The 4,743-nt window shown below is 29.0% G+C and carries 4 protein-coding genes and 1 pseudogene; all 5 read right to left on the bottom strand.

The annotated features are described in order from the left end of the window. Window positions 1-391: pseudogene (locus tag VLM92_RS08300) on the bottom strand (hypothetical protein); the annotation flags it as partial. A 598-nt stretch (window positions 392-989) separates the two neighbouring features. Next, window positions 990-1,388, bottom strand: a complete 399-nt coding sequence (locus tag VLM92_RS08295; RefSeq protein ID WP_325275871.1) for a hypothetical protein — start codon at window positions 1,386-1,388, stop codon at window positions 990-992. Between the two features lie 647 nt (window positions 1,389-2,035). Next, window positions 2,036-2,605, bottom strand: coding sequence for an HD domain-containing protein (locus tag VLM92_RS08290; protein WP_325275870.1), 570 nt, complete (start codon window positions 2,603-2,605; stop codon window positions 2,036-2,038). Window positions 2,606-2,996: 391 nt separating this feature from the next. Next, window positions 2,997-4,067 (bottom strand): polysaccharide pyruvyl transferase CsaB, encoded by a 1,071-nt coding sequence (csaB, locus tag VLM92_RS08285; protein ID WP_325275869.1) that lies wholly within the window; start codon window positions 4,065-4,067, stop codon window positions 2,997-2,999. Beyond that, window positions 4,068-4,743: DUF5693 family protein (locus tag VLM92_RS08280; protein ID WP_325275868.1), on the bottom strand; the 676-nt coding region annotated here is incomplete at its 5' end.

The following is a 4,743-nucleotide window of genomic DNA, read 5'->3' as shown; positions in this document are numbered from 1 at the left end:
GATAATTACTGTACACTTCCATTCCTTTAACACCACATGCAATAATAGCTTCAAGTAAAGAAGGATTTTCTTTAACGTTATTTCCAGGATGAGCTAGAATGGGAACTCCTTTACTTTCTTCAATCACTTTAACAGCTTCTTGTAAACTTATAAATTTTACTTCAGCATAGCCTGGCTTCCCTTGGGCACAATAGTCCCAATAAAAATTAACATACGGATTATCACTTCTAGAACCATTCTCATAATAGGGCTTTAATAATATATTCGTGTGCTCTTTATCAAATTTCATTGCAGCTTCAGCAATCATTTCACCATTTACTACACCGTTTCTAGACAAGGAAGAAATCACTTCATCTGAAAAATCTATTCCTAGTTCACGAACTAATCTCATACGTTTTTTTGAAGCAGTCTGCTCTTGTAATAATATATTCTCTTCGATTTCACTAAATATTGGATTGTTATAATCTATCCCGTAGCCTAATACATGTAGATTAACCCCATCGATAGTACAATCTAATTCTACTGCTGGAATGATTTTTATGTCTTTATCCTCGCAATACTCTTTTGCTTGTGCTATTCCCTTTACAGAGTTATGGTCTGCAATAGAAAAATATTTTATTTTTTTATAAGGGGCTTACTTTTTTATTTTGAAAAATTCATTTTAAAGTCGTTACTTTATTAAATATAATACTAATTATAAGTATGTATTTAATAACTATCTTAATATTTTTAAATCTAAAATAAAAAAGCGACCTACTTTATTTCGTTTTCTTACTATAATTCATATCAATCAAGTTAACATTACTATAAAATGTATCTTAGAAATAACATTTTTAATAAGTGTTTTTATTTTTGAATGTATTGCTATTACTTTAATTCACAAGTTATGAATAGTTTTTTAATCATTATAATCCCCTTGTAATAAAAAAATAAGAGCATCAGCTCCTACCTTAAAGTTCGCAATATAATAAAATTCTCTAAATAATTAATTATTTTACAAATAATGAAAGTACAATTAATAATACTGCTATAGGCAATCTTGCGAGACCAATTTTAATCCATGCCTTATCGCCAGAAATATTAGATACTTTTTCACGACCTTCTTTGTTAAAAACAACTAATATACCTTTTATAACCCATCCAATTGGTAATAAACACATTAAAATCCAGCTTGCCCAGTTTTTATCACTAGGAATAAAATTAATAAATGCTATAATATATAAAGCAATCAGACATATTGATATTAAAATAAACCAGATTGGACGTCGCTTCCCTGAATATGCAGATGCCTCTATCTTCTGCCACCTTCCCCCCATTATCATCATTGCTAAACTCGTAAAAACAACCCCTGCAGCAATAATAAATCCAAATAACCTTATAAATATCATGCAATACCACTCCCTTTTTATTTTTAAACCTTTAAACCTACAGAACTGTTTCCTTTACAGGAATTTTTCAATATTTTATGCATGAAAATATGAATTTGACACTCTTACTATGTTGCACCCTATTCTTTTTTATCTTTCTCTTTGATTTACAATCCATCATCAAGGACAGCTTTTCGTATATTCCATTTTTTTGTTTCATATCCAGTACTTCAACTTTATTATCAAATAATATTTACTTCTAATCCTTCAAATTCTTTGACTTCAGTATATTTATGTACAAATATAATAAACTCCATAAGCGAAATTCCCCCAAACCATTAGTTTGAGGGAATACAAAATACACTTCAATTTTCACTTAAAGACTTCAAAGCCTTTGATATTAGGCTATACCTTTTCTATCAGAGCTACAGTCTCAACATACCTCGTTTGCTGTATGTAGACAATATGTGGATGTAGTATTTATTTATCTTCATTGCTATATAAAAAGTTTTGATTTTATCGTAATTTAATAAAATTGCGAGCTTATCTATATTATATTATTCCTTCCATATTCACACTTAATTGTGATACGTTTGCCATAGCTTGCGCTACTAATCAAATTTAATATCCTGACTTGCGAGGTAGTCCCTGTTATTTATTCTAAATAACTAAGCTTCATTCTTTTGAGCTATTTTTCCTGTCGTTCTTTGGTCTATTTCTTTCTTCAGCTCTTTTAAATAAGATGAGAATTCCACCTTGTCCGCACCGTAAGTAAACTGTAAGTCATATTCTAGCGGAATCCAAGTACTAATATCCGCCTCGTTATGCTGAATCACTGCTTCTAAATTATCTAATGCTTTGTAAAGCTTTGCTTCATCAGTCTTACGTTCATTCATTTCCTTTAAAAGCTCTGTGAATTCCTCACGATAAGGAGTAGGGAAAGTTGCAATCCACTTAAAAAATATCTCATCCTCTTTTTCACTATCTTCTTCTCTCTTCTCAAAAGTAGGAATATCACCAGTAAAGGCTTCCCCTAAATCATGAATCAAACACATACGAATTACCTTGTCCATATCAATCTCTGGAAATTCATCACGCATTAATAATGCCATTAATGCAATACGCCAGCTATGTTCTGCTACACTTTCATGGCGTCCGCTCGATGTCCATGAGTGCCTAGTATTGCATTTTAGTTTTTCTGCTACTGTTAATATTTCTAGAAATGTTGCTGTATTCATACTAAGTTCCCCCTCACAAATTCATATTTATCTATATCATACCTAAAATATCTTTACTTCGCATTATATAATAATTGCGAAACAGATCTATATTGAATTATAACATAGTTACTATTTCTCGTCTGAGCACTAAAATAAATATTTTTGAGGACATTTATTTTAGTGTCATTACTGTTAAGTTATGGCACTTTTATTTTGTATATGAAACCATAAATATAATTTCTTGAACACCTTACTATTGAATTAATTACAATTATTGAACTTTAATAAGTATATAACTCAAAAATGACATGAGTCTAATCAAAAATTAAACTCATGTCATTTTTTATAAGTATCTAGTTAATTTATATATCTCCCTTACATATTTGCCCTCGAAAGTAAAATATTTTTACTATTTTTTAAATATCTCTATAGCTTTAATAGCTGTCTGTTTAGCAACTATTTTTAACTCTTTACTTTCTTCAATAACCTTTGATCTTTCATACTCATAATTTTTAAGCATAATTAAAGCCTTGTGAGATAAATCATCACCACTCCAATTATCGTCTACACTACCTATACATAATTGATTAACTAAATTTAGAAATGAATCAATCTTAGGATCATAAGATATTCCTATCATAGGAGTATTTGCAGATGCTGCAAATATAAGTGCATGTAACCTCATTCCTATCATTAACTTAGATTTTTTTATACAAAGTATTTTCTCTTCTATACTAGATTCATGTGGGAATATATCACAATCATTATTCATCATATCTGATACTTTTCTAGATGTTTCATAATCATGTCTTCCGTGCATCGGTAAGAACACAACGTTATATCCATTTTCTATAATATCATCACAAGCTTTTGCAACTTTCTTTAAAAAATCTGTTTTTGCTTTGTCCCAATCTCTAACACTTATACTTATGTAATCGCCTTCATATTTATCACATATGTTTGATTCAAATCTGTCTATACTAAATCCCATAACAGGATCTGGAACTAAATCAATTGATTTAGTTACTCCTATAGATTTTACTAAATCAATTGATTCCTTGTCCCTAAGAGTTATATAATCTGCTTTTTCAAAAGACTTTTTAGTAATCTTTTTATTTAAATTATCACTTATAGGACCCACTCCCTGTGCATATATAAACACAGGTTTTTTAACAAGTTTAGAAATTTTCATTATAAATGTGTAATACTTAATAGGTCTATTACTTGTGGCATCTTGTAGTAAACTACCTCCACCACTTATTAAGCCGTCGCTTTTTCTTAATTCATTATATATTTGTAGTATGTTCCATCTATTTATAGCTTCAACATTATAAGTTTTCTTTGTATATTCAATATCATTAGATAATACAACTATTTCAATATTAGCATCTTGGCTTCTTAAAGCAGTTATTATAGATTTTAATATTGCTTCATCCCCAACATTATGGTATCCATAATACCCAGATATTACCACCCTCATTTATTTACACTCCTTATTTACAAATAACTCTATTTTTTTAAATATAAATATATAAATAAGCCCTACTATAGCTCCTAAAACTATACCATAAAAAGATCTTAATAAAGAATATTTAATAGGTGTATGTAAATGTGTAAATGTATTTACTGTAGACATTGTTGCTATAGCTGCTGGTATTAACATATATTGCCCATATTTTATTTTTTCTTTTAGGAAATAATAACTTACAAGAACTGCTGGATATCCTATCATAAATTCTTTAGTTCTAGGTCTTACATAGAAGATTTCTTCTAGTAGTCTACGTATTTGTAATTCTAAATCACTTGCTGAACCTTCATTTCCACTTCTTCTTATATATATAACAGCACCCACCATAACTAATATAGCTATTATATATGTGTACCACTTTATCCCTTTTATATAATTTATAGCTTCTCTAGTAAACTCTTCAAAATTAGAAACCTTAGTTATTTTTAATTTTTTAAACACTCCCATTTCTGCTAAAATCCATATTGCTACAAGTACAGGTGGTAATATATATAACATTTTAACACCAGAGAATGATTTTAACTTAAGTATATACTCTGTTCCATATAATATAGAAGCAACTATTATACCTGTTGCTGTAGCTATAACCGATGTTATTATATATTTTATAGGTATTGATCTTATCTTA

Source organism: Romboutsia sp. (genome assembly GCF_035470145.1).
Classification (GTDB): Bacteria; Bacillota; Clostridia; order Peptostreptococcales; family Peptostreptococcaceae; genus Romboutsia_D.
Note: the sequence above shows the minus strand (reverse complement) of the source record. Positions and strands in the feature narration are given on the sequence as shown.